Here is a 19,593-nt window from a genome sequence, read left to right as displayed (position 1 = left end):
GGGCCGCTGCCGTGCCCGAGGCCGCTGCCGTACCCGGGGCTCCTCCCGCACCGGAAGCCGTTCCCGCACCGGCACCCCACCCGCACCAAGAGCCCCTTCCGGTGCCGGGAATCCTGAACTCCGTTGTGGTGAAACGTTTCTGAGTGATCGACAGCTCTCCGGACGCCGGAGTCCGTCGCGGCGAGGCGCCCTTGACAGTCCCATGGGCGCCCATGAGCCTGGCATCCGTTCTTCCTCGTGACGGATCACACCAAGGGGGGCTCATGAGACGAAGGGCGCGGGCGGTCATCGCCGCGGCTTCACTGCTGATCGCCGGACTCGCGGCGGCACCCGCCGCCGGGGCGCGGCCGGCGGACCCGGAGGGCGGCGACGTCCTCTCCGTATGGCGGGCCACGGTCACCGAGGAGCAGGTTCCGCTCCTCCTCGACGCCGGGGCCGACGGGCACGAACTGACCGAGCGGGTGCCCGAGGAGGGCACCGCCACCGTCGAGCTGTACCTGACCGAGGCGCAGGCCGGCGCGCTGCGGAACCAGGGCGTCACGATCGCCGCGCACGACCCGGGCCCGGCCGCCGCCAAGCGGTCCGCAGCCGCCGGCGACGGCGTCTTCCGCCCCTACGGCGGCCCCGGCGGCCTCAAGGAGGAGATCCTCGCCACCGCCGCCGGCCACCCCGGCCTCACCAAGGTCGTCTCCATCGGCAAGACCCTCAAGGGCCAGGACATCCTCGCCGTCAAGGTCGGCAAGGACGCCCGGAGGACGAAGGACGGCAGCAAGCCCGCCACCCTGTACGTCTCCAACCAGCACGCCCGCGAGTGGATCACCCCGGAGATGACCAGGCGGCTGCTCCACCACTACCTCGACAACTACGGCACCGACGAGCGGATCACCCGGATCGTCGACTCCACCGAGCTGTGGTTCGTGCTCTCCGCCAACCCCGACGGCTACGACTTCACCCACGCCGACCCCGCCAACCGCCAGTGGCGCAAGAACCTCCGCGACAACGACGGCGACGGCGTCGTCGGAGCCGGCGACGGCGTCGACCTCAACCGCAACTTCGCCTACAAGTGGGGCTACGACGACGAGGGTTCGTCCCCCGACCCGGCCGACGAGACCTTCCGCGGCAAGGGCCCCATGTCCGAGCCGGAGACCCGGGCCCTGGACGCCTTCCAGAAGCGCATCGGCTTCTCGTACGGCGTCAACTACCACTCCGCCGCCCAGCTGCTGCTCTACGGCGTGGGCTGGCAGGTCGCCACCGACACCCCCGACGACCTGGCGCTCAAGGCGCTCGCCGGCACCCCGGCGAACTCCGCCGTCCCCGGCTACCGGCCGCAGGTCTCCTCCGAGCTGTACATCACCAACGGCGAGGCCGACGGACACGCCGCCAACGTCAACGGCATGCAGATGTTCACCCCGGAGATGTCCACCTGCGCCACCGCCTCCCGCGTCGACCCGAACGACGCCTGGGAGGCCGCCGACTGCGCCTCCGTCTTCACCTTCCCCGACGACGAGAAGCTGATCCAGGCCGAGTTCGCCAAGAACATCCCCTTCGCGCTGGCCGTCGCCGAGTCCGCCGCCCGCCCCGACGACCCGGTCTCCCCGGTCGGCGCCGAGGCCCCGGACCTCGCCCCCGACCCCTTCACCACCTCCTACGCCGCCGCCGGCGAGGAGCAGCCGGTCGCCGTCACCGCCCGGAAGTCGCTGCGCGCCAAGACCCTCCACTACCGGATCAACGGCGGTCGCACCCACCGCTCCGGGGTCGAGGCGTGGGACGGCGGCGAGACCTACGGCGGCGAGGACAACCTGTACTACGACCAGTACCGAGGCGAGGTCAGGGGCGCCCGGCCCGGAGACTCCGTCGAGGTCTGGTTCAGCGCCCGCGGCCGCGACGGGAAGCCCACCACCACCGCCCCCTTCACCTACGAGGTGGCCGAGCGGGCCCGCGGCGACGTCCTCGTCCTCGCCGAGGAGGGCGGTACGAGCGCCGCGCCGAACGCCGCCGCCTACGTGCGGGCGCTCGCCGCGACCGGCCGGAAGGCCGCCGTCTGGGACGTCGCCACCCAGGGCGTCCCGCACGCCCTCGGCACCCTCTCCCACTTCGGCGCCGTCGTCTGGTACACCGGCGCCGAGCGCCCCTCCGGGGCCGTCCAGCTCGCCGTCCGCTCCTACCTCAACGAGGGCGGCAAGCTGCTCAACGCCGGCGAGAAGACCGGCGGACTCACCCGGATCGGCCGGGCCGAGTCCAACGACTTCGCCCAGTACTGGCTCGGCGCCTACCACCGGGCCGGGCTGAACGGCCCGGCCTCCTTCGCCGGCGCCGGCCGGCTCGCCGGCCCGGCCACCGGGCTCGCGGCCGCCGCCGGCAACCCGCTCGACAACGCGGGCGCCTACACCGTCACCTCCGACACCCTCGACCCCGAGCGGTTCCCGCAGTTCGCGTCCAGCGCCCCGGCCGGCGACTACCCCGGCCTGCGCACCCCCTTCGAACCGGCCGAGGGCGACTCCTTCGCCGCCGTCCGGCACGCCGACGACACCTGGGCCCGGCTCTCCCGGACGGTCGACCTCACCGGCACCACCGCCGCCGACGCGCCCCGGCTCGACTTCCAGATCAGCTACGACACCGAGCCCGGCTACGACAACCTCGTCGTCGAGGCCCGCACCGTCGGCCAGGACGACTGGACCACCCTGCCCGACCGCAACGGCGGCACCTCCACCGAACCGCCCGCCGACTGCGGCGAGGGCTACTACCTGAGGCTCCACCCCGCCCTCGGCCGCTACCTCACCCTCGGCGCGGACGGCTGCGCCCCCACCGGCACCACCGGTGCCTGGAACGCCTTCACCGGCCCCTCCAACGGCTGGCGGCAGGCCTCCGTCGACCTCGCCGCCTACGCGGGCAAGCGGGTCGAGCTCTCCCTCTCGTACGTCTCCGACCCCGGCACCGGCGAGACCGGCGCCTTCGTCGACGACGTCCGGCTGGTCACCGCGGCCGGCACCGAGCGCGAGGGCTTCGAGGACTCCCTCGGCGCCTGGACCGTGCCCGGCGCCCCGGCCGGCAGCCCCGGCAACGCCGCCGACTGGGCCCGCTCCCCGGCCCTGTTCCACTCCGTCGCCGCCGTCACCACCCGTGACACCGTCCTCCTCGGCTTCGGCCTGGAGCACGTGGCCTCGGCCGCCGAGCGGCAGCGGCTCCTCGACCGCGCCCTCACCGCGCTCCGCCGCTGACGGAGAGTAGTGGGGACAAAGGTCCCAAGACGGCCCGTACCCGTTGGTAGGTACGGGCCGTCGGCCGTTTTCCGGTCACTTTCCGGGCTCGAACGGCTGCGCTCGATGTCACTCGGGGGCGCCCGGAGAGGTAGGGTCGTAAGCGGTCGGGGACATCCCAAAAAAATCAAGATCTCGCCGGTGTGACATTTCACCCGGCGTTCCTAACGAGGAGATCGGTTCGTGACGATCCGCGTAGGCATCAACGGCTTTGGCCGTATCGGTCGCAACTACTTCCGCGCGCTTCTTGAGCAGGGTGCCGACATCGAGGTCGTGGCCGTCAACGACCTGGGCGACACCGCGACCACGGCCCACCTGCTGAAGTACGACACCATCCTGGGCCGCCTCAAGGCCGAGGTCTCCCACACCGCCGACACCATCACCGTCGACGGCCACACCATCAAGGTGCTGTCCGAGCGCGACCCCGCCGACATCCCGTGGGGCGAGCTCGGCGTCGACATCGTCATCGAGTCGACCGGCATCTTCACCAAGCGCGAGGACGCCGCCAAGCACCTCGCCGGCGGCGCGAAGAAGGTCCTCATCTCGGCTCCGGCCAAGGACGAGGACATCACCATCGTGATGGGCGTCAACCAGGACAAGTACGACCCGGCGCACCACGACGTCATCTCCAACGCGTCGTGCACCACCAACTGCGTCGCCCCGATGGCCAAGGTCCTCGACGAGAACTTCGGCATCGTCCGCGGCCTCATGACCACGGTCCACGCGTACACCAACGACCAGCGCATCCTGGACTTCCCGCACAAGGACCTGCGCCGCGCCCGCGCCGCCGCGGAGAACATCATCCCGACCACGACCGGTGCCGCCAAGGCCACCGCCCTGGTCCTCCCGCAGCTCAAGGGCAAGCTGGACGGCATCGCCATGCGCGTCCCGGTCCCCACCGGCTCCGCCACCGACCTGGTCGTCACCCTCGACCGCGAGGTCACCAAGGACGAGGTCAACGCCGCGTTCAAGAAGGCGGCCGAGGACGGCCCGCTCAAGGGCATCCTCTTCTACACCGAGGACCCGATCGTCTCCTCGGACATCGTCAGCGACCCGGCGTCGTGCACCTTCGACTCCTCCCTGACCATGGTCCAGGACGGCAACTCGGTCAAGGTCCTCGGCTGGTACGACAACGAGTGGGGCTACTCCAACCGTCTCGTCGACCTGACCACCTTCGTCGGCGACCAGCTCTGAGGTACTAGGGTTCAGCAGGGCAGGCTTTCGATGTGAGCAGGGCTCGGGCAGCGCGACGAAGCGCTGCGCGGGCCCTGTCTCGTGTGCTCCACCGCGTACCAAGGAGTCAGTGAACAGATGAAGACGATCGACGAGCTTCTCGGCGAGGGCGTCGAGGGCAAGCGGGTGTTCGTCCGCGCCGATCTCAACGTGCCGCTCGACGGCACCACCATCACCGACGACGGCCGCATCCGCGCCGTCGTCCCCACGGTCAAGGCGCTCGCCGACGCCGGCGCCCGCGTCGTGGTCGCCTCCCACCTGGGCCGCCCCAAGGGCGCCCCGGACCCGGCGTTCTCCCTCGCCCCGGCCGCCGCGCGCCTCGGCGAACTGCTCGGCACCGAGGTGGCCTTCGCCACCGACACCGTCGGCGAGTCCGCCCGGGCGACCGTCGCCGGCCTGGCCGACGGCCGGGTGGCCGTCATCGAGAACCTGCGCTTCAACGCCGGCGAGACCTCGAAGGACGACGCCGAGCGCGACGCCTTCGCCGGCGAGCTGGCCGCCCTCGCCGACCTCTACGTCGGCGACGGCTTCGGCGCCGTGCACCGCAAGCACGCCTCGGTCTACGACCTCCCGGGCAAGCTGCCGCACGCCGCCGGCTACCTCATCACCACCGAGGTCGGCGTCCTCAAGAAGCTGACCGAGGACGTCCGGCGGCCGTACGCGGTCGTCCTCGGCGGCGCCAAGGTCTCCGACAAGCTCGGTGTGATCGACCACCTCCTGGAGAAGGCCGACCGCATCCTCGTCGGCGGCGGCATGGCCTACACCTTCCTCAAGGCCCAGGGCCACGAGGTCGGCATCTCCCTCCTCCAGGAGGACCAGATCCCGGCCGTCAAGGAATACCTGAAGCGGGCGGCGGACAAGGGCGTGGAGTTCGTCCTCCCCGTCGACGTCCTGGTCTCGACCGAGTTCCCCGACCTCAAGACCAAGGCCCCGGCCCACCCCACCACGGTCGCCGCGGACGCCATCCCGGCCGACCAGGAGGGCCTGGACATCGGTCCGGAGACCCGCAAGCTCTACGCCTCGAAGCTCGCCGACGCGGCCACCGTCTTCTGGAACGGGCCGATGGGCGTCTTCGAGCACCCCGACTACGCCGAGGGCACCCGGGCCGTCGCCCAGGCGCTCGTCGACTCCCCGGCCTTCTCGGTGGTCGGCGGTGGCGACTCCGCCGCCGCCGTCCGCATCCTGGGCTTCGACGAGAACGCTTTCGGCCACATCTCGACCGGTGGCGGCGCCTCCCTCGAATACCTCGAGGGCAAGAAGCTCCCCGGCCTCGTCGCACTGGAGGACTGACCCCCTTATGACCACCCGCACCCCGCTGATGGCGGGCAACTGGAAGATGAACCTCAACCACCTGGAGGCCATCGCCCACGTCCAGAAGCTCGCCTTCACCCTCACCGACAAGGACTACGACGCCGTCGACGTCGCCGTCCTCGTCCCCTTCACCGACCTCCGCTCGGTGCAGACCCTGGTCGACGGCGACAAGCTCAAGATCAAGTACGGCGCCCAGGACCTGTCGGCCCACGAGTCCGGCGCGTACACCGGCGAGATCTCCGGCGCGATGCTGGCCAAGCTGAACACGGCCTTCGTCGCCGTCGGCCACTCCGAGCGCCGGCAGTACCACGCCGAGACCGACGAGCTGTGCAACGCCAAGGTGAAGGCCGCCTTCGCCCACGGCATCACCCCGATCCTCTGCGTCGGCGAGGAGCTGGACGTGCGCGAGGCCGGCAACGCCGTCGCGCACACCCTCGCCCAGGTCGAGGGCGGCCTCAAGGACGTCCCGGCCGAGCAGGCCGAGACGATCGTGGTCGCCTACGAGCCCGTCTGGGCCATCGGCACCGGCAAGGTCTGCGGCGCCGCCGACGCCCAGGAGGTCTGCGGGGCGATCCGCGGCAAGCTCGCGGAGCTGTACTCGCAGGACGTCGCCGACAAGATCCGCATCCAGTACGGCGGCTCCGTCAAGGGCGGCAACGTCGCCGAGATCATGGCGCAGCCCGACATCGACGGCGCCCTGGTCGGCGGCGCCTCGCTGGACGCGGACGAGTTCGTCAAGATCGTCCGTTTCCGCGACCAGTGACGATGTAGAGCGGCGGAGGCGATCCGTCGTACCCTTGCGGGGGTCGGGCAGGTGCCCGGCCCCCGTCCCTTTTCAAGCTCCGAGGAAGTTGGTCCCGCCGTGGTTATGGGGTTCTCGATCGCCCTGATCGTCTTCAGCGGCCTGCTGATGCTGCTGGTGCTGATGCACAAGGGGAAGGGCGGCGGCCTCTCCGACATGTTCGGTGGCGGCATGCAGTCCTCCGTCGGCGGCTCCTCGGTCGCCGAGCGCAACCTCGACCGCATCACGGTCGTGGTCGGACTGCTCTGGTTCGCCTGCATTGTGGTGCTTGGTCTGCTCATGAAGCTGGACGGGTAACTCCGCACACTGGACGCGCGTTGGGCCTTCCGTAGACTGGGGCATCTTCGAGCACCATCACGCAGGGAGTTACGACCGTGGCAAGTGGCAACGCGATCCGGGGAAGCCGGGTCGGAGCGGGGCCGATGGGGGAGGCCGAGCGGGGCGAGTCGGCACCGCGCCTCCGCATCTCCTTCTGGTGCTCGAACGGGCACGAGACCCAGCCGAGTTTCGCGAGCGACGCGCAGGTCCCGGACACCTGGGACTGCCCGCGCTGCGGCTTCCCGGCCGGCCAGGACCGGGACAACCCGCCGGACCCCCCGCGCACCGAGCCGTACAAGACCCACCTCGCCTACGTCCGGGAGCGCCGCAGCGACGCCGACGGCGAGGCCATCCTCGCCGAGGCGCTCGCCAAGCTCCGGGGCGAGATCTGAACACCGGACGAACAGCCGCCGAAGGGCCCCGTACGCGAACCCGCTTCGCTCACGGGGCCCTTCGTCGTGTCCGGCTCCGGTGGCGCGGATCGCCCCGCGCGATCAATTAGGTTGGAGGAGCAGCGGGGCAGAAACGTACGAGAAGAAGTGGGCGATGTCCGAAATGACCACTGAAGGACGCATCAGGCTCAACCGGCTGCCCGAGTGGGCGGCCCTCGGCAAGCACCGGGAGCAGCTGGGCGGCACCCATCTGCGCGAGCTGTTCGCGGCCGACCCCGAGCGCGGCACCCGCTACACCCTGCGGGTCGGCGACCTCCACCTGGACTACTCCAAGCAGCTCGTCACCGACGAGACCCTGGAGCTGCTGCGCGACCTGGCCGCCGCCACCGACGTCGCCGGACTGCGCGACGCCATGTTCCGCGGCGAGAAGATCAACACCACCGAGGACCGGGCCGTCCTCCACACCGCGCTGCGGGCCCCCCGCGGGGCCGTGGTCGAGGTCGACGGCGAGAACGTCGTCCCCAAGGTCCACGCCGTCCTCGACAAGATGGCCGGCTTCGCCGACAGGATCCGCTCCGGCGCCTGGACCGGCCACACCGGCAGGCCCATCAAGAACGTCGTCAACATCGGCATCGGCGGCTCCGACCTCGGCCCCGCCATGGCCTACGAGGTCCTGCGCGCCTACACGCGGCGGGATCTGACGTTCCGTTTCGTCTCCAACGTCGATGGCGCCGACCTCCACGAGGCCGTCCGCGACCTCGACCCGGCCGAGACCCTCTTCATCGTCGCCTCGAAGACCTTCACCACCATCGAGACGGTCACCAACGCCACCTCCGCCCGCGACTGGCTGCTCGGCGGCCTCGGGGCCGGCCAGGAGGCCGTCGCGAAGCACTTCGTGGCGCTGTCGACCAACGCCGAGCGGGTCGAGGAGTTCGGCATCGACACGGCCAACATGTTCGAGTTCTGGGACTGGGTCGGCGGCCGCTACTCGTACGACTCCGCCATCGGCCTCTCCCTGATGATCGCCATCGGGCCGGACCGCTTCCGGGAGATGCTCGACGGCTTCCACCTCGTCGACGAGCACTTCCGCACCGCCCCGCCCGAGGAGAACGCGCCGCTCCTCCTCGGCCTCCTCGGCGTCTGGTACGGCGGCTTCTTCGACGCGCAGTCGCACGCCGTCCTGCCCTACTCGCACTACCTGTCCAAGTTCACCGCCTACCTCCAGCAGCTCGACATGGAGTCCAACGGCAAGTCCGTGGACCGCCAGGGCGAGCCGGTCGACTGGCAGACCGGCCCGGTCGTCTGGGGCACCCCCGGCACCAACGGGCAGCACGCCTACTACCAGTTGATCCACCAGGGCACCAAGCTCATCCCCGCCGACTTCATCGGCTTCGCCCGGCCCGTCGACGACCTGCCGTCCGGTCTGGTCCCCCAGCACGACCTGCTGATGGCCAACTTCTTCGCGCAGACCCAGGCCCTCGCCTTCGGCAAGACGCCCGAGGAGGTGCGGGCCGAGGGCGTGCCGGAGGAGCTCGTCCCGCACAAGACCTTCCGGGGCAACCACCCCACCACCACCCTCCTCGCCGACGCCCTCACCCCCTCGGTGCTCGGCCAGCTGGTGGCGCTCTACGAGCACAAGGTCTTCGTCCAGGGCGCCGTCTGGAACATCGACTCCTTCGACCAGTGGGGCGTCGAGCTGGGCAAGGTCCTCGCCAAGCGGATCGAGCCCGTCCTGACCGGTGAGGAGTCCGCCGACGGTCTCGACAGCTCCACCGCGGCCCTCGTCGCCGCCTACCGCTCCCTGCGCGGCCGGAGCTGACCGGTGGCGGGGGAGAACGCGGTGCGGCTGCGGCCGCCCAGGAACGCGGTGGACCGCAGGGCCGTCGGCTGGTGGAGCGCCCGGTGCCTCCTCGCCGCCGGCGTCCCGGCCGCCGTCCTGGCCGCGGCCGGCCTCCTGATCGGACCGGCCCGGACCTGGCTGCTCACCGCGGCCGCGGTCCTGGCCGTGCTCGGGGCGGCCTGCACCGCGTTCTTCCCCGCCTGGTGGTTCCGGGTGCACCGCTGGGAGGTCACCGACGAGGCCGTGTACGTCCGCACCGGCGCCCTGTGGCAGGAGTGGCGGATCGCCCCGATGTCCCGGATCCAGACCGTGGACACCGTACGCGGACCGCTGGAGCAGCTCTTCGGCCTGGCCACCGTCACCGTGACCACCGCCTCCTCCAAGGGCGCGCTGCGGGCGGAGGGGCTCGACCACGAGCTGGCCGCCGAACTCGCCGAACGGCTCACCGCGCTCACCCGGGCCACCCCCGGGGACGCCACGTGAGCACCGGGCCCGAGGAGGAACGGCCCGGGGAGGAGTGGCGGCGGCTCGACCCGCGCACCCTGCTCGTCACCGCCGCCGTCTTCTGCGGGATCGCCGTCGGCGCCGGCGTGCCCCTCGCCGCCGGACTGGCCGGCGGCCGGCCGCTGTGGCAGGCCGTCGCCTGGGTCCTCGCCGGCGCCGCCCTCCTGGTCGGCGGCGGCACCGCCGCCGACTGGGTCCGCTGCCGCCGCACCCGCTACCGGGTCGGCCCCGACCGGGTCGACCTCCACACCGGCCTGCTCCTCCTCAAGCGCCGCTCCCTGGCCCGCGACCGGATCCGCACGGTCGACCTCACGGCCAACCCGCTCCAGCGCGTCCCCGGCCTCGTCAAGGTCCGCATCGGCACCGGCGAGTCCACCGGCGGCGGCGAGTCCACCCTCGCACTCGAACTCGTCACCCGCGCCGAGGGCGAACGGCTCCGCCGCGAACTCCTCGCCCGCCCCGCCGCCCCGGAGGCCGACCCCGCCCACGACGGCACCCTCGCCGTCGTCGACCCCCGCTGGATCCGCTACGCCCCGGTCTCCTTCGTCGCCCCCGCCCTCGGCGGCGCCGCCGCCGGAGCCGTCATGCAGGTCAGCGAGTGGTTCGGCGCCCAGGCCGAGGTCATCGACTGGATAGGGGACCGCTTCCGGGAGGTCTCGCTGCCCTGGATGGTCGTCGACCTGTTCCTCCTCGCCACCGCCGCCGGGGCCGTCGGCGCCCTCGGCCTCTGGGTCGAGATGTGGTGGAACCACCGGCTGGAGCGCGAACCCGGCGGCACCCTGCGGGTCCGCCGCGGCCTGTTCACCGCCCGTTCGGTCACCCTGGAGGAGCGCCGGCTGCGCGGCGTCGAACTCGTCGAGCCCCTCGGCGTCCGGCTCTGCGGGGCCGCCCGGATCGACGCCGTCGCCACCGGCCTCGCCGAGGACGACGACGAGAAGCACGGCGACCTCAAGACCCTGCTGCCGGCCGCGCCCCGGGCGGTCGCCGACCGGGTCGCCGCCGAGGTGCTGCGCGCGACCGAACCGCCCACCTCCGCCCCGCTCGCCGCCCATCCCCGCGCCGCCCGCGCCCGCAGGCTCCGTCGGGCCCTCGGCGCCGTCCTGCTCCCCGCCGCCGTCCTCGCCCTCCTGGGGGCGCTCCTCACCCCGGTGCTGCTGTACGCGGCGGCCGGCTGGACCGCGGTCCTCGCGCCGCTCGCCGTGCTCCTCGCCCGGGACGCGTACCGCTCGCTCGGACACGCCGTCAGCGGGGCCCACCTGGTGACCCGTTCGGGCACCGTGCGGCGGGCCACGGTCGCCCTCCAGCGGACCGGGATCATCGGCTGGACGGTCAAGCAGTCGTACTTCCAGCGCCGCGCCGGGCTCCTCACCCTCACCGCCACCACGGCCGCCGGAGAGGGCGCCTACGACGTCCTGGACGCGGGCGAGTCCCAGGCCCTCGCCCTCGCCGACCGGGCCGTACCGGGGCTGCTCGCGCCCTTCCTCGTACCGGCGGCGGCCCCGGAAACGACGGAGGCCCGGTCCACCGGGGGGTGAACCGGGCCCGAGCGGGGGGCTAGGACAGCTCCGAGGCCGCCGCTCCGTCCATCAGCCACAGCGTGCGCTCGGTGCCGCGGGCGCCGGAGGCCGGGACCCGCGCCTCGTCCGCGCCTTCGGAGAGCGCGAGGGCCGCGGCCTTCGCCTTGTCCTCGCCGGCCGCGAGCAGCCAGACCTCCCGGGCCGCCCGGATCGCCGGGAGGGTCAGGGAGATCCGGGTCGGCGGCGGCTTGGGCGCGTCGTGCACCCCGACCACCGTCCGTCCGGTCTCCCGGACCGCCGGGAGCTCCGGGAAGAGCGAGGCCACGTGGGTGTCCGGGCCGACGCCGAGCATCAGCACGTCGAAGGCCGGCACCCGCGCCCCCGGGCCGGCCGCGGCGGCCAGTTCGGCCGCGTAGGCCGCCGCGGCGGCGTCGGCGTCGTCCCCGTGGGGGCCGTCCGAGGCCGGCATGGCGTGCACCCGGGCCGGGTCCAGCGGGACCCGGTCGAGCAGCGCCTCGCGGGCCTGGGTGACGTTCCGCTCGGGGTCGCCCTCGGGCAGGAACCGCTCGTCGCCCCACCACAGGTCGAGCCGCGACCAGTCGATCGCGTCCCGGGCGGGCGCCGTGCCGAGGGCGGCGAGCAGGCCGTTGCCGTTGCGGCCGCCGGTCAGCACGACCGAGGCGGTGCCCCGGTCGGCCTGGGCGTCCACGACCGCGGTGATCAGCCGGGCCGCGGCGGCCTCGGCCATCAGCTCCTTGGACCCGTGGACCACGAGCCGGGGGGCGCTCATCCGGCCGCCTTCTTCGCCGGGGCCTTCTTGGCGGGAGCCTTCTTCGCGGGCTCGGGGGAGGACTCCGCGGCGGGCTCCGCCGTGACGTCCGGGGCGGGATCCGACGGCGCGGGGGCGGTGACGGCCGCCTCCTCGTCGAGCCGCTCCAGGCCGTACTTCAGCGCGGCCGCGTAGGTGTCGTCCGGGTCGAGCCTGCGCAGCTCCTCGGCGATCAGCTCGGCCGTCTCGCGCCGCTTGAGCGCCACCGCGCGGTGCGGCTGCCCCTCTATGGAGAGGGTCGCGAGCGAACCGTCGGGCCGGTCGAGCACGATCGGCCCGGCGCTGGTCTCCAGCCGTACGGAGGTGAGGCCGGGCCCCGCCGACTTCGAGCGCCGCACCGGCACCTTGAGCCGTTCGGCCAGCCACATGGCGAGCAGTTCGACGCTCGGGTTGAACTCCTCGCCCTCCACGTCGGCCGAGGTCACCTTGCAGTGGACCTGGTCGAGCGCGGCGGCCAGCATCGAGCGCCACGGCGTGATCCGGGTCCACGACAGGTCCGTGTCGCCGGGGGTGTAGGTGTCCGCGCGCGCGGTCAGCTCCTCGATGGGCTGCTCGGCGGCGTACGTGTCGGTCACCCGGCGCTGGGCGAGGGCGCCCAGCGGGTCGTTCGCCGGGTCGGTCGGCGCGTTCACCGGCCACCAGACGACGACGGGGGCGTCCGGGAGGAGCAGCGGCAGCACCACCGACTGGGCCTGGTCGACGACCTCGCCGTACAGCCGGAGGACCACCGTCTCCCCGGAGCCGGCGTCGGCGCCGAGGCGGACCTCGGCGTCGAGCCGGGTGTTGGCCCGGTCCCGCGGCGAGCGCGAGACCCGCTTGATCACCACGAGGGTCCGCGAGGGGTGCTCGCGGGAGGCCTCGCTGGCCGCCTTCAGCGCGTCGTAGGCGTTCTCCTCGTCGGTGACGATCACGAGGGTGAGCACCATGCCGACGGCCGGGGTGCCGATCGCCCGCCGCCCGAGCACCAGCGCCTTGTTGATCTTGGAGGACGTGGTGTCCGTCAGGTCGGTCTTCATGGCCGGCGCCAGCTCCTGCCGTCTCGTGCGAGCATCTCGTCCGCCTCGACGGGACCCCAGGTCCCGGACTCGTACTGGGCGGGCTTGCCGTGCTTGTCCCAGTACTGCTCGATCGGGTCGAGGATCTTCCAGGACAGCTCGACCTCCTCCACGCGCGGGAAGAGGTTGGAGTCGCCGAGGAGGACGTCCAGGATGAGCCGCTCGTAGGCCTCGGGGCTGGACTCGGTGAAGGACTCGCCGTAGGCGAAGTCCATCGACACGTCCCGGATCTCCATCTGGGTGCCCGGCACCTTGGAGCCGAAGCGGACGGTGACGCCCTCGTCCGGCTGGACCCGGATGACGATCGCGTTGCGGCCCAGCTCCTCCGTCGACGTGTGGTCGAAGGGGGAGTGCGGGGCGCGCTGGAAGACCACCGCGATCTCGGTGACCCGGCGGCCCAGGCGCTTGCCGGTGCGCAGGTAGAAGGGGACGCCCGCCCAGCGGCGGTTGTCGATCTCCAGCTTGACCGCCGCGTAGGTGTCGGTCTTCGACTGGGGGTCGATGCCCTCTTCCTGGAGGTAGCCGACGGCCTTGGCGCCGCCCTGCCAGCCGGCCGCGTACTGCCCGCGGACGGTGCTCTTCGCCAGGTCCTTGGGCAGCCGGACGGCGCCCAGCACCTTGGTCTTCTCGGCGGCGAGCGCGTCGGCGTCGAAGGAGGCGGGCTCCTCCATCGCGGTCAGCGCGAGCAGCTGGAGCAGGTGGTTCTGGATGACGTCACGGGCGGCGCCGATGCCGTCGTAGTAGCCGGCGCGGCCGCCGATGCCGATGTCCTCGGCCATGGTGATCTGCACGTGGTCGACGTAGGACCGGTTCCAGATCGGCTCGAAGAGGGTGTTGGCGAAGCGGAGCGCCAGGATGTTCTGGACGGTCTCCTTGCCGAGGTAGTGGTCGATGCGGAAGACCGCCTCGGGCGGGAAGACCTCGTGGACGACCTCGTTGAGCTCCTTGGCGGAGGCCAGGTCGTGGCCGAAGGGCTTCTCGATGACGGCGCGGCGCCAGGAGCCGTTCTTCTGGTCGGCCAGGCCGTGCTTCTTCAGCTGCTGGACGACGAGCGGGAAGAACTTCGGCGGCACGGACAGGTAGAAGGCGAAGTTGCCCCCGGTGCCCTGCGCCTTGTCCAGCTCCTGGATGGTGTCCTTGAGCTGCTCGAAGGCCTCGTCGCTGTCGAAGTCGCCCTGGACGAAGCGCATGCCCTGGATCAGCTGCTGCCAGACCTCCTCGCGGAAGGGGGTGCGGGCGTGCTGCTTGACCGCGTCGTGGACCTCCTGCGCGAAGTCCTCGTCCTGCCACTCCCGGCGGGCGAAGCCGACGAGCGAGAAGCCCGGCGGCAGCAGGCCGCGGTTGGCCAGGTCGTAGACGGCGGGCATCAGCTTCTTACGGGACAAATCGCCCGTGACGCCGAAGATGACCAGGCCCGACGGCCCCGCGATGCGCGGGAGCCGTCGGTCTGCGGCGTCACGGAGCGGGTTGGCTCCGTGGACGGTGCTCACTGTGGTCAGCCCTCCGAGGGGGCGAGGCGCTTGAGCTCCGCCTCGGTCGAACCGAGCAGGTCGTTCCACGCGGCCTCGAACTTCTCGACGCCCTCGTCCTCCAGGAGCTGGACCACGTCGTCGTAGCCGATGCCCAGCTTCGCGACGGCCTCCAGGACCTCGCGGGAGGAGTCGTACGTGCCGCGGACGGTGTCACCGGTGACCTCGCCGTGGTCGGCGGTGGCCTCCAGGGTGGCCTCCGGCATGGTGTTCACCGTGCCGGGGGCGACCAGGTCCACGACGTACAGCGTGTCCTTGTAGGCCGGGTCCTTGACGCCGGTCGAGGCCCACAGCGGACGCTGCTTGTTGGCCTGCGCCTTGTCCAGGGCGGCCCAGCGCTCCGAGGAGAAGACCTCCTCGTACGCCTCGTAGGCCAGGCGCGCGTTGGCGAGCGCGGCCTTGCCCTTGAGCGCCTTGGCCTCGTCGGTGCCGATGCCGTCCAGGCGCTTGTCGATCTCCGTGTCCACGCGGGAGACGAAGAAGGACGCCACCGAGTGGATCTTCGCCAGGTCGAGGCCGCGCTCGCGGGCCTTCTCCAGGCCCGCCAGGTAGGCGTCCATGACCGCGCGGTAGCGCTCCAGCGAGAAGATCAGCGTCACGTTGACGCTGATGCCGAGGCCGATGACCTCGGTGATCGCCGGCAGGCCGGCCTTCGTCGCGGGGATCTTGATGAGGGTGTTGGGCCGGTCCACCAGCCACGCCAGCTGCTTCGCCTCGGCGATCGTGGCGACCGTGTCGTGGGCGAGCCGCGGGTCGACCTCGATCGACACCCGGCCGTCCTGGCCGTCGGTCGCGTCGAAGACCGGACGCAGGATGTCGGCGGCGTCCCGGACGTCCGCCGTCGTGATCATGCGGATGGCCTCGTCCACGGTCACCTTGCGGGCGGCCAGGTCGGCGAGCTGCTGGTCGTAACCGTGTCCCTCGGAGATCGCCTTCTGGAAGATCGAGGGGTTGGTGGTGACGCCGACCACGTGCGACTGGTCGATCAGCTCGGCCAGGTTGCCGGACGTGATCCGCTGACGCGACAGGTCGTCCAGCCAGATCGCGACGCCTTCGTCGGAGAGGCGCTTGAGAGCGTCTGTCATGAGAATTCCATCTCCAAAAGTCGTACGTATCCGCGTCAGCGCGCGGCGGCGGCGATCGATTCCCGGGCGGCGGCGGCGACGGCCTCCGGCGTGAAACCGAACTCACGGAAGAGGACCTTGGCGTCGGCCGAGGCACCGAAGTGCTCCAGCGAGACGATCCGGCCCGCGTCGCCGACGTACCGGTGCCACGTGAGGCCGACACCGGCCTCGACCGCGACGCGCGCCTTCACCGACGGCGGCAGGACCGAGTCCTTGTACGCCTGGTCCTGCTCCTCGAACCACTCCACGGACGGCATCGAGACGACCCGGGTCGGGACGCCCTCCGCCTGGAGGGCCTCACGGGCCTCGACGGCCAGGTGCACCTCGGAACCGGTCGCGATGATCACGACCTCCGGGGCCGTGTTCTGCCCGGAGGGCCCTTCGGCGTCGAAGAGCACGTAGCCGCCCTTGGCCGCGTCCTCGTTCGGCGCGTAGGTCGGCACGCCCTGGCGGGTCAGCGCCAGACCGTGCGGCGCGCCCTCCGGGTACGCGCGGGTGTGCCGCTTCATGATCTCGCGCCAGGCGATCGCCGTCTCGTTGGCGTCGGCCGGGCGGACCACGTTCAGCCCCGGGATCGCGCGCAGCGAGGCCAGGTGCTCCACCGGCTGGTGGGTCGGGCCGTCCTCGCCGAGACCGATCGAGTCGTGCGTCCACACGTAGGTCACCGGCAGGTGCATCAGGGCCGACAGGCGCACCGCGTTGCGCATGTAGTCCGAGAAGACCAGGAAGGTGCCGCCGTAGATGCGGGTGTTGCCGTGCAGCGCGATGCCGTTCATCTCCGCGGCCATGGCGTGCTCGCGGATGCCGAAGTGGATCGTGCGGCCGTACGGGTGGGCCTCCGGCAGCGGGTTGCCCTCGGGGAGGAAGGACGACGCCTTGTCGATCGTCGTGTTGTTCGAGCCCGCGAGGTCGGCCGAGCCGCCCCACAGCTCCGGGACGACCTCGCCCAGCGCCTGGAGCACCTTGCCCGAGGCGGCGCGGGTGGCGACGGACTTGCCCGCCTCGAAGACCGGGAGCTTCTCCTCCCAGCCGGCCGGCAGCTCGTTCGCCTGGATCCGGTCGAACTCGGCGGCGCGCTCCGGGTTGGCCGCACGCCACTCCGAGAGCTGCTTCTCCCAGGCGGAGCGGGCCTCGGCACCGCGGGCGCCCAGCGCGCGGGTGTGGGCGATGACCTCGTCGGAGACCTCGAAGCTCTGCTCCGGGTCGAAGCCCAGGACGCGCTTGGTGGCCGCGACCTCCTCGTCGCCGAGCGCCGAGCCGTGCGCGGCCTCGGTGTTCTGCGCGTTCGGCGCGGGCCAGGCGATGATCGAGCGCATCGCGATGAAGGACGGGCGCTCGGTCTCGGCCTCGGCCGCGCGGATCGCCGCGTACAGCCCGGCCGGGTCCAGGTCGCCGTTCTCCTGAGGCTCCACGCGCTGCACGTGCCAGCCGTACGCCTCGTACCGCTTCAGCGTGTCCTCGGAGACGGCCGTCTCGGTGTCGCCCTCGATCGAGATGTGGTTGTCGTCCCACAGCAGGATCAGGTTGCCGAGCTTCTGGTGGCCCGCGAGCGAGGACGCCTCGGCGGAGATGCCCTCCTGGAGGCAGCCGTCGCCGGCGATCACGTAGACGTTGTGGTCGAAGGGGGAGGTGCCGGGGGCCGCCTCCGGGTCGAACAGGCCGCGCTCGTAGCGGGCGGCCATCGCCATGCCCACCGCGTTCGCCACGCCCTGGCCCAGCGGGCCGGTGGTGGTCTCGACGCCGGCGGTGTGGCCGTACTCCGGGTGGCCCGGGGTCTTCGAGCCCCAGGTGCGGAACGCCTTGAGGTCGTCCAGCTCCAGCCCGAAGCCGCCCAGGTACAGCTGGGTGTACAGGGTCAGGGAGGAGTGGCCCGCGGAGAGCACGAACCGGTCGCGGCCGACCCACTCGGGGTCGGACGGGTCGTGGCGCATCACCTTCTGGAAGAGGGTGTACGCGGCCGGCGCGAGGCTCATCGCCGTACCGGGATGGCCGTTGCCGACCTTCTGTACGGCGTCCGCGGCCAGGATGCGGGCGGTGTCGACGGCCCGCTGGTCCAATTCGGTCCACTGGAGGTCTGTGGTGGTCGGCTTAGTGCTCACCCTGGGTCAGGGCTCCTCTCCACATGTCTGTAGCCGGTGACTGAGGGTGTACCGGCGGTGTCGAGCCTACCCCCGAAAAAGCCCCCTCTTTTCGTGTCCATGCCCCTCAAATGAGCGGACACGCCAAGAGTGCCGGTGGGCGTGGCGCTTCGCCTCCCGAACGGCGCGCCGAACGGTGTCCGTCCCTTGATACGGGAAGGGATTCGCGCTCACGAGTGAGCCCCGCCAACACGACCCCACCCCCGCGAAGACCGGCGTCTGGGCAACGTCTACAGTGGCGTGGTACGCGCAAGTTTCACCCCGTCTTTATCCGGGGAACTTGCTGGGAATTTCTCTGTCAGGGGTGTGCGTGACGGCCGTCGAGTCCCGACCCGCAGGGGTCGTCTTGGCTACCGGCCCGGGGGGCCATCGGCCGTTCGGGGCCCGCGTCAAGGCATTCGTGGCGCTGACCAAGCCGCGGATCATCGAGCTGCTGCTCATCACCACCGTTCCGGTGATGTTCCTCGCCGAGCAGGGCGTGCCGGACCTGTGGCTGGTGCTCGCCACCTGCTTCGGCGGCTACCTCTCGGCGGGCGGCGCCAACGCGCTCAACATGTACATCGACCGCGACATCGACGCGCTGATGGACCGCACCGCGCAGCGCCCGCTGGTCACCGGCATGGTCTCGCCGCGCGAGGGCCTGGTCTTCGGCCTCTCCCTCGCCGTCGTCTCCACCCTCTGGTTCGGCCTGCTGGTCAACTGGCTCTCCGCCTGGCTCTCGCTCGGCGCGCTCCTCTTCTACGTCGTGATCTACACGATGATCCTGAAGCGGCGCACCGCGCAGAACATCGTCTGGGGCGGCATCGCCGGCTGCATGCCCGTCCTCATCGGCTGGTCCTCGGTCACGAACTCGATGTCCTGGGCCGCCGTCATCCTCTTCATGGTCATCTTCTTCTGGACGCCGCCGCACTACTGGCCGCTGTCGATGAAGGTGAAGGAGGACTACGCGCGCGTGGGCGTGCCGATGCTCCCGGTGGTCGCCTCCAACAAGGTCGTCGCCCGGCAGATCGTCCTCTACAGCTGGGTCATGGTGGGGGTCTCGCTGCTGCTCACCCCGCTGGGCTACACCGGCTGGTTCTACACCGCCGTCGCCCTGGCCACCGGCGGCTGGTGGCTGTGGGAGGCGCACGGCCTGCTGAACCGCGCCAAGGCCGAGGTCACCGGGGCGAAGCTCAAGGAGATGCGCCTCTTCCACTGGTCCATCACCTACGTCTCGCTGCTCTTCGTGGCGGTCGCGGTGGACCCCTTCCTGCGCTAGTTCCGGCGCGGCGGTTCTCCGGCTCCGACGGCCGGGTCGTGTGGGCTGTCCCACGCGGCCCGGCCGTCGTCAGTCGATCTACCCCTCGGTAGCATCCTTGTCATGGCAGACACCAAGGAAGACACCACGGCCGCCTCGCCGCGCGAGGCGCGCAAGGCGGCCAAGCTCGCCAAGGAGATCCGCGCCTTCGGCAGGGAGCACGGCGGCGTCGAGGGCCAGCTCGCCCACATCGGCCAGGCCGGCACCCGGATCGTCCTCGTCGGCGAGGACGGCGGCTGGGGCGACCTGGTGGCCCCCACCCACGCGGTCGCCCGGCAGGCCGCCGAGAAGGCCGGGCTGACCCTGCACGACGAGTTCGACGGGGAGTTCGCCGCCAAGGTCGTCACCGGTCCCTACGAGTGGACCCGCATGGCCGGCATCCAGCTCGGCGGCCCCGCCAACGCCTGAACGACCGGCCGACGGCCCGGGCGCAGGCAACAACCTCGC

General features: G+C 71.8%; 16 protein-coding genes. 11 read left to right on the top strand and 5 right to left on the bottom strand.

The annotated features are described in order from the left end of the window. The first annotated feature begins 263 nt into the window (after positions 1–263). From ACFW6A_RS00570 to ACFW6A_RS00530, 9 genes are all read left to right on the top strand, one after another. Positions 264–3,218: a M14 family zinc carboxypeptidase gene (locus ACFW6A_RS00570; protein WP_386637990.1), complete on the top strand. Its 2,955-nt coding sequence runs from the start codon at positions 264–266 to the stop codon at positions 3,216–3,218. A 222-nt stretch (positions 3,219–3,440) separates the two neighbouring features. Beyond that, positions 3,441–4,451 carry a type I glyceraldehyde-3-phosphate dehydrogenase gene (gene gap / locus ACFW6A_RS00565; RefSeq protein WP_351842326.1) on the top strand — a complete coding sequence of 337 codons (1,011 nt, stop codon included), beginning with the start codon at positions 3,441–3,443 and terminating at the stop codon, positions 4,449–4,451. Positions 4,452–4,568: 117 nt separating this feature from the next. Then, entirely contained in the window at positions 4,569–5,780 is a 1,212-nt protein-coding gene (locus ACFW6A_RS00560) for a phosphoglycerate kinase (RefSeq protein WP_351842324.1), read from the top strand. Positions 5,781–5,787: 7 nt separating this feature from the next. Then, positions 5,788–6,564, top strand: a complete 777-nt coding sequence (gene tpiA / locus ACFW6A_RS00555; RefSeq protein WP_351842322.1) for a triose-phosphate isomerase — start codon at positions 5,788–5,790, stop codon at positions 6,562–6,564. Positions 6,565–6,669: 105 nt separating this feature from the next. After that, positions 6,670–6,900: a preprotein translocase subunit SecG gene (secG, locus tag ACFW6A_RS00550; RefSeq protein ID WP_017238647.1), complete on the top strand. Its 231-nt coding sequence runs from the start codon at positions 6,670–6,672 to the stop codon at positions 6,898–6,900. 77 nt (positions 6,901–6,977) lie between these two features. Continuing rightward, the gene (locus ACFW6A_RS00545; RefSeq protein WP_003957010.1) at positions 6,978–7,313 is read left to right on the top strand and encodes an RNA polymerase-binding protein RbpA; all 336 of its coding nucleotides are present in this window, start codon (positions 6,978–6,980) and stop codon (positions 7,311–7,313) included. A 154-nt stretch (positions 7,314–7,467) separates the two neighbouring features. After that, entirely contained in the window at positions 7,468–9,132 is a 1,665-nt protein-coding gene (gene pgi / locus ACFW6A_RS00540; RefSeq protein ID WP_386480210.1) for a glucose-6-phosphate isomerase, read from the top strand. 3 nt (positions 9,133–9,135) lie between these two features. Beyond that, a complete protein-coding gene (locus ACFW6A_RS00535; RefSeq protein ID WP_351842320.1) occupies positions 9,136–9,636 on the top strand; it encodes a PH domain-containing protein in 501 nt (166 codons plus the stop codon). Continuing rightward, on the top strand, positions 9,633–11,192 hold the full coding sequence (locus ACFW6A_RS00530; protein WP_351842318.1) for a PH domain-containing protein: 1,560 nt from the start codon (positions 9,633–9,635) through the stop codon (positions 11,190–11,192). The genes ACFW6A_RS00535 and ACFW6A_RS00530 overlap by 4 nt, the downstream gene beginning before the upstream one ends. A gap of 19 nt (positions 11,193–11,211) precedes the next feature. Here ACFW6A_RS00530 and pgl read toward each other — a convergent pair whose 3' ends face one another. From pgl to tkt, 5 genes are read right to left on the bottom strand one after another with little or no spacing between them, the layout of a single operon-like run. After that, a complete protein-coding gene (gene pgl / locus ACFW6A_RS00525) occupies positions 11,212–11,964 on the bottom strand; it encodes a 6-phosphogluconolactonase (RefSeq protein ID WP_351842316.1) in 753 nt (250 codons plus the stop codon). After that, positions 11,961–13,019: a glucose-6-phosphate dehydrogenase assembly protein OpcA gene (gene opcA, locus ACFW6A_RS00520; RefSeq protein ID WP_351842314.1), complete on the bottom strand. Its 1,059-nt coding sequence runs from the start codon at positions 13,017–13,019 to the stop codon at positions 11,961–11,963. The genes pgl and opcA overlap by 4 nt, the downstream gene beginning before the upstream one ends. Next, the gene (gene zwf / locus ACFW6A_RS00515; protein ID WP_351842312.1) at positions 13,016–14,548 is read right to left on the bottom strand and encodes a glucose-6-phosphate dehydrogenase; all 1,533 of its coding nucleotides are present in this window, start codon (positions 14,546–14,548) and stop codon (positions 13,016–13,018) included. Before zwf ends, opcA begins: the two co-directional genes overlap by 4 nt. A gap of 5 nt (positions 14,549–14,553) precedes the next feature. Beyond that, a complete protein-coding gene (gene tal / locus ACFW6A_RS00510) occupies positions 14,554–15,672 on the bottom strand; it encodes a transaldolase (protein ID WP_386637985.1) in 1,119 nt (372 codons plus the stop codon). Between the two features lie 35 nt (positions 15,673–15,707). Further along, a complete protein-coding gene (tkt, locus tag ACFW6A_RS00505) occupies positions 15,708–17,810 on the bottom strand; it encodes a transketolase (protein ID WP_351842308.1) in 2,103 nt (700 codons plus the stop codon). Positions 17,811–18,153: 343 nt separating this feature from the next. On the opposite strand from tkt, the gene ACFW6A_RS00500 reads away from it, so the two are divergent. Both ACFW6A_RS00500 and ACFW6A_RS00495 read left to right on the top strand, forming a co-directional pair. Further along, the gene (locus ACFW6A_RS00500; RefSeq protein WP_351842347.1) at positions 18,154–19,107 is read left to right on the top strand and encodes a heme o synthase; all 954 of its coding nucleotides are present in this window, start codon (positions 18,154–18,156) and stop codon (positions 19,105–19,107) included. 102 nt (positions 19,108–19,209) lie between these two features. Continuing rightward, positions 19,210–19,554, top strand: coding sequence for a hypothetical protein (locus tag ACFW6A_RS00495; RefSeq protein WP_351842306.1), 345 nt, complete (start codon positions 19,210–19,212; stop codon positions 19,552–19,554). The last annotated feature ends 39 nt before the right edge of the window (positions 19,555–19,593 follow it).

The organism is Streptomyces sp. NPDC058758 (genome assembly GCF_042746075.1).
GTDB lineage: Bacteria > Actinomycetota > Actinomycetes > Streptomycetales > Streptomycetaceae > Streptomyces.
The sequence above is the reverse complement of the archived record's forward strand: the minus strand, read 5'-3'. Positions and strand labels throughout refer to the sequence as shown.

Bases quoted from the DNA above. Each gene is read 5' to 3' on its own strand.
- ACFW6A_RS00570 (WP_386637990.1), top strand. From the start codon at position 264: ATGAGACGAAGGGCGCGGGCGGTCATCGCCGCGGCTTCACTGCTGATC.
- ACFW6A_RS00560 (WP_351842324.1), top strand. From the start codon at position 4,569: ATGAAGACGATCGACGAGCTTCTCGGCGAGGGCGTCGAGGGCAAGCGG.
- tpiA (WP_351842322.1), top strand. From the start codon at position 5,788: ATGACCACCCGCACCCCGCTGATGGCGGGCAACTGGAAGATGAACCTC.
- secG (WP_017238647.1), top strand. From the start codon at position 6,670: ATGGGGTTCTCGATCGCCCTGATCGTCTTCAGCGGCCTGCTGATGCTG.
- pgi (WP_386480210.1), top strand. From the start codon at position 7,468: ATGTCCGAAATGACCACTGAAGGACGCATCAGGCTCAACCGGCTGCCC.
- pgl (WP_351842316.1), bottom strand. From the start codon at position 11,964: ATGAGCGCCCCCCGGCTCGTGGTCCACGGGTCCAAGGAGCTGATGGCC.
- opcA (WP_351842314.1), bottom strand. From the start codon at position 13,019: ATGAAGACCGACCTGACGGACACCACGTCCTCCAAGATCAACAAGGCG.
- tal (WP_386637985.1), bottom strand. From the start codon at position 15,672: ATGACAGACGCTCTCAAGCGCCTCTCCGACGAAGGCGTCGCGATCTGG.
- ACFW6A_RS00495 (WP_351842306.1), top strand. From the start codon at position 19,210: ATGGCAGACACCAAGGAAGACACCACGGCCGCCTCGCCGCGCGAGGCG.